This window comes from Phreatobacter sp., from assembly GCF_051860605.1.
Taxonomy (GTDB): Bacteria; Pseudomonadota; Alphaproteobacteria; order Rhizobiales; family Phreatobacteraceae; genus Phreatobacter.
The window spans coordinates 1-4,910 of sequence record NZ_JBHYDR010000023.1; the positions used below are offsets into that span (position 1 = coordinate 1).

Genomic DNA, 4,910 nt, shown 5'->3' on the forward strand with positions numbered 1-4,910 from the left:
TGGCCCGCGACCGGCGGGCGGCCGGGCGTGCCGGGCTGACCGGCCGGGGGCTGAGCGACCGACGCCGGCGGCTGACCGGGGCGCTGCGGCTGGCCCGCGGCCGGCGGCTGACCGGGACGCTGCTGGCCGAAAGCGGGGCGGCCCGGCGCGCCGGGCTGACCGGCCGGGGGCTGAGCGACCGACGGACGCCCGCCCTGCGGCTGGGCCTGGACGGGGGGGCGCGCGCCTTGCGGCTGGGCCTGGACCGGGGGGCGCGCGCCCTGCGGCGCGGTGGGGGCGCGGGGTTGGGTGACAACCGGCGGACGCGGCTGGGTGGGCGCAGTGACGGCGGGTGCGCGCTGCTGGGCGGGAGGCGGCGCCGGCCGGGCCTGCGCAGGAGGGGCGGCCGGTCGGGTCTGGCCGGGCGCGGCGCCCTGGGGGCGCTGGCCCGCGGGCTGTCCGGGCCGCCGGGGAGCATTGGGGTCGGGTGCCTGCGCCAGTTGGACCTGCGCCATCAGCACCGGCATGTCGCCCGCCGGGGATCGCGCCTCGGCGAAGCCGCCTGCCGCCATCCACGGCAGGACAGTTCCCGCCAGCAGTGTCGCCTTCATCCTGGTCATCGTCGTCTCCCGGAAAGCTTTGCCCCGCATTGGAGCCCTTCGCACCAGATAGCTAGGGCATCCGGCAAAGGCGGCACAATCAGGACCACTGCGCGGGGAGAAGGCGGCAATTGCCTGAACAACAGCCGAAGCCGCCGTTCAGGCGCCGCATCACAGCTGCCGGCGCATCAGCTTGGCGATCACGCCGACGATGCCCTCGCGGAACAGCAGCACGCAGATGACGAAGATCACGCCCTGCACCACGGTCACCCAGGCACCGAGCCCGGCAAGGAAGTTCTGCATCGAGATGATGACGGCCGCGCCGACGATTGGCCCGAACACCGTGCCCATGCCGCCGACCAGCGTCATCAGCACGACCTCGCCGGACATCGACCAGTGGACGTCGGTGAGCGAGGCAAGCTGCACCGCCACCGACTTGGTGGCACCGGCAAGGCCCGCCAGCGTCGCCGACAGCACGAAGACGGCCAGCTTGTACTGGCTCGTGCGGTAGCCGAGCGAGATGGCGCGGGGTTCGTTGTCGCGGATCGCCTTCAGCACCTGTCCGAAGGGCGAGTGGATGATGCGGTAGATCAGCAGGATGCCGGCCATGAAGATGACCGCGATCAGGTAATAGACAGAGAGATCGTCGCTGATCGGCAGGATGCCGAAGAGCGCGTTGCGCGGCACGGCCTGGATGCCATCCTCGCCGCCGGTGAACTTCGGCGTCTGGAGCGAGAAGAAATAGACCATCTGGGCGAGCGCCAGCGTGATCATGGCGAAATAGATGCCCTGCCGACGGATCGCGAGCGCGCCGAAGGCAAGACCCAGAACGCCGCCCGACAGCGTGCCGAGCAGGATGCAGAGCTCGGCCGACAGGCCCCAATGTTTGGCAACATAGGCCGAGACATAGGCCGCAAGGCCGAAATAGGCGGCATGGCCGAACGAAAGCAGCCCGCCATAACCAAGCATGAGGTTGAAGGCACAGGCGAACAGCGCGAAGCAGAGAACCTTCATCAGGAAGAACGGGTAGCCGATCACCGGAACGAAGGGCAGGAAGGCCAGCAGCACGGCCAGGCCGATGAAGATCGAGCGGTGCAGCGCGGCATTCGACTTTTCGGCCACAACCGGATCGAGGGCCGGCTCGGCGGAGCGGATCGTGGAATCGGCCATCAGGCGGTCCTCCCGAACAGGCCGGCCGGCTTCACCAGCAGAACGATGGCCATGATGATGAAGATCACGGTCGCCGACGCCTCCGGATAGAAGACCTTGGTCAGTCCCTCGACGATGCCGAGGCCGAACCCGGTGACGATGGCCCCCATGATCGAGCCCATGCCGCCGATGACCACCACCGCGAAGACGACGATGATGAGGTCGGCACCCATGTTCGGATTGACCGAGTAGATCGGGGCGGCCAGCACGCCGGCAAAGGCGGCAAGCCCGACGCCGAAGCCATACGTGACAGTGATCAGCAGCGGCACGTTGATGCCGAAGGCCTGGGTCAGGGTCGGGTTCTCGGTGGCGGCACGCAGATAGGCGCCAAGCCGGGTCTTCTCGATGATGAACCAGGTGGCAAGGCAGACGACCAGCGAGGCCACCACCACCCAGCCGCGATAGTTGGGCAGGAACATGAACCCGAGGTTCCGGCCGCCGCGCAGTTCGTCCGGGATCTGGTAGGGCAGGCCCGACGAGCCGAAGTAATTGCGGAACAGGCCCTGGATGATCAGCGCGAGGCCGAACGTCAACAGCAGCCCGTAGAGATGGTCGAGGTGATAGAGCCTTTGCAGGAATATTCGTTCGATGATCACCCCGCTCACGCCGGCGACCACGGGCGCCAGGACCAGGGCCCACCAATAGCCGAGCCCGAGCCAGTTGAGCAGCATCCACGCGATGAACGCGCCCATCATGTACTGGGCGCCGTGGGTGAAATTGATGATGTTCAGCATGCCGAAGATCACCGCCAGCCCGAGGCTGAGGATGGCGTAGAACGAGCCGTTGATCAGCCCCAACAGGAGCTGTCCGAAAAGGGCCTGGGGCGGAATGCCTAAGAGCTCGAACATGGACTGCGGATCCCGGAGAGAAGCGGGGCGCCGACCTGCGGCGCCCCGGATGCTGGTCGGATCAGGAACGGACGAGCGGGCAGGCGTTGGCGCTGAGCGGCCGGAACGCCTCCTCGGCCGGCAGGGTCGCCAGCAGCTTGTAATAGTCCCACGGGCCCTTGGACTCGGAGGGCTTCTTCACCTCGAACAGATAGGCTGGGTGAAGCTTGCGGCCGTCCGCCCGGATCGTGCCCTTGCCGAACAGCGGGTCATCGGTCTCGTTGCCCTTCATCCAGGCCATGACCTGCGCCGGGTCCTTGGACTTCGTCGCCGCGATCGCCTTGAGGTAGTGCAGCGTCGCGCCATAGACGCCAGCCTGCACCATGGTGGGCATGTTGCCGGCGCGCTGCGGAGCGAAGCGCCGCGACCAAGCGCGGGTGCTGTCGTTGAGATCCCAGTAGAAGGTCTCGGTCAGCACCAGGCCCTGCGCGGTCTGCAGGCCGAGGGCATGCACGTCCATGACGAAGACGAGCAGCCCGGCGAGCTTCTGGCCGCCTGCGGTGATGCCGAACTCGGCCGCCTGCTTGATCGAGTTCACCGTGTCGCCGCCGGCATTGGCGAGGCCGATGACCTTGGCGCGCGAGGCCTGGGCCTGCAGCAGGAACGAGGAGAAGTCCGTGCCCGGGAAAGGCGTGCGCACGGTGCCGAGGACGCGCCCGCCCTGACGCTGCACGACCGCCATCGTGTCGCGCTCCAGAGCATGGCCGAAGGCATAGTCGGCGGTCAGGAAGAACCAGGTGTCGCCGCCCGCCTTCACCATGGCGCCGCCCGTGCCCTGCGACAGCATGTAGGTGTCATAGGTCCAGTGGACGGTGTTCGGCGAGCACTGGGCCCCCGTCAGGTCCGAGGTCGCTGCGCCGGAATTGAGATGGATCTTGTTCTTCTCGCGGGTGATCTGGTTGACGGCCAGGGCCACCGAGGAGGTCGGAACGTCGGCGATCGCATCGACGGCGTCATTGTCGTACCACTGACGGGCGATGTTGGCGCCCACATCCGGCTTGTTCTGGTGGTCGGCCGAGACGATCTGGACGTTGAGGCCCTTGGCGGCCGCGCCGAAATCTTCCACCGCCATGCGGGCGGCGATGGCCGAACCCTCACCGGTGAGGTCGGCATAGAGGCCGGAACGGTCGTTCAGCACGCCGATCTTGACGTTGATAGGCTGCTGGGCCTGTGCCATCGAGCGGACGCTGAAGGCAGATGCGGTCGCGGCAGCGCCGGCCATCACGTGGCGGCGGTTCAGTTTGAAGCTGGTCATGGTGTCTCCTCCAGATACAGGGGCGTCTGATTTTCTTGTTGTTGGGCAGCTCACACACCCAGATGGGCGTGCAGCTTGTCGATATTCTGATCGAGTTCGGCATTGGGGATCATATCGACCACCCGGCCCTGCTCGACGAGATAGTGACGGTCGGCGACCGTCTGGGCGAAGCGGAAGTTCTGCTCCACAAGGATGATCGTGAAGCCTTCACGCTTCAGCCGGGCGATGGTTCGCCCGATCTGCTCGATGATGACCGGCGCGAGGCCTTCGGTCGGCTCGTCGAGCAAAAGGAAGTTCGCACCCGTCCGCAGGATGCGGGCGATCGACAGCATCTGCTGCTCGCCACCCGACAGCTTGGTGCCCTGACTGGACAGGCGCTCCTTGATATTGGGGAACAGCTCGAAGATCTGGTCCACCGACAGGCCGCCGTCCCGCACCTTGGGCGGCAGCATCAGGTTTTCCTCGACCGACAGCGAGGAGAAGATGCCGCGCTCCTCCGGAACATAGCCGATGCCGAGCTTGGCGATGTCCCGCGACACCATCGAGATGGTCTCGCGGCCCTGAAAGACGACCGCGCCGGTGCGCTTGCCGATGATGCCGATGATCGATTTGAGCGTGGTCGTCTTGCCGGCGCCGTTGCGCCCGAGGAGGGTGACGACCTCGCCCTGCCCCACCTCGAAATTGATGCCGTGCAGCACATGGCTCTCGCCATACCAGGCGTGCAGGTCCTTCACCTGCAGCATGGCGGCGCCGGTGGCACGCGGACGATCCATCTCCATGGTCTCAGCCATGCCCCACCCCGCCGATATAGGCCTCAATGACCCGCGGGTCCTTCGACACCGTGGCATAGTCGCCCTCGGCCAGCACCCGGCCGCGCGCCAGAACCGTGATCGTATCCGACAGCGAGGCGACCACCGAGAGATTGTGCTCGACCATTAGGATCGTGCGGTTGGCCGACACCGACCGGATCAGTTCGGCAAT

Annotated in this window: 4 protein-coding genes and 2 pseudogenes; all 6 read right to left on the reverse strand. The window is 66.8% G+C overall.

The annotated features are described in order from the left end of the window. Positions 1 to 599: pseudogene (locus ACTIFS_RS21645) on the reverse strand (hypothetical protein); the annotation flags it as partial. Positions 600 to 749: 150 nt separating this feature from the next. Next, positions 750 to 1,748 carry a branched-chain amino acid ABC transporter permease gene (locus tag ACTIFS_RS21650; RefSeq protein WP_439576198.1) on the reverse strand — a complete coding sequence of 333 codons (999 nt, stop codon included), beginning with the start codon at positions 1,746 to 1,748 and terminating at the stop codon, positions 750 to 752. Then, complete coding sequence (locus tag ACTIFS_RS21655; RefSeq protein ID WP_439576199.1) at positions 1,748 to 2,635, reverse strand: branched-chain amino acid ABC transporter permease; 888 nt, start codon at positions 2,633 to 2,635, stop codon at positions 1,748 to 1,750. The genes ACTIFS_RS21650 and ACTIFS_RS21655 overlap by 1 nt, the downstream gene beginning before the upstream one ends. 61 nt (positions 2,636 to 2,696) lie before the next feature. After that, a complete protein-coding gene (locus tag ACTIFS_RS21660; RefSeq protein ID WP_439576201.1) occupies positions 2,697 to 3,851 on the reverse strand; it encodes an ABC transporter substrate-binding protein in 1,155 nt (384 codons plus the stop codon). Between the two features lie 128 nt (positions 3,852 to 3,979). Continuing rightward, positions 3,980 to 4,720, reverse strand: a complete 741-nt coding sequence (locus ACTIFS_RS21665; protein ID WP_439576200.1) for an ABC transporter ATP-binding protein — start codon at positions 4,718 to 4,720, stop codon at positions 3,980 to 3,982. After that, positions 4,713 to 4,910 (reverse strand): annotated as a pseudogene (locus ACTIFS_RS21670) (ABC transporter ATP-binding protein); the annotation flags it as partial. The gene ACTIFS_RS21665 and the pseudogene ACTIFS_RS21670, both read right to left, overlap by 8 nt.

Excerpts from the sequence above, each read along its gene's own strand:
- ACTIFS_RS21665 (WP_439576200.1), bottom strand. The coding sequence starts at position 4,720 with ATGGCTGAGACCATGGAGATGGATCGTCCGCGTGCCACCGGCGCCGCC.
- ACTIFS_RS21650 (WP_439576198.1), bottom strand. The coding sequence starts at position 1,748 with ATGGCCGATTCCACGATCCGCTCCGCCGAGCCGGCCCTCGATCCGGTT.
- ACTIFS_RS21660 (WP_439576201.1), bottom strand. The coding sequence starts at position 3,851 with ATGGCACAGGCCCAGCAGCCTATCAACGTCAAGATCGGCGTGCTGAAC.
- ACTIFS_RS21655 (WP_439576199.1), bottom strand. The coding sequence starts at position 2,635 with ATGTTCGAGCTCTTAGGCATTCCGCCCCAGGCCCTTTTCGGACAGCTC.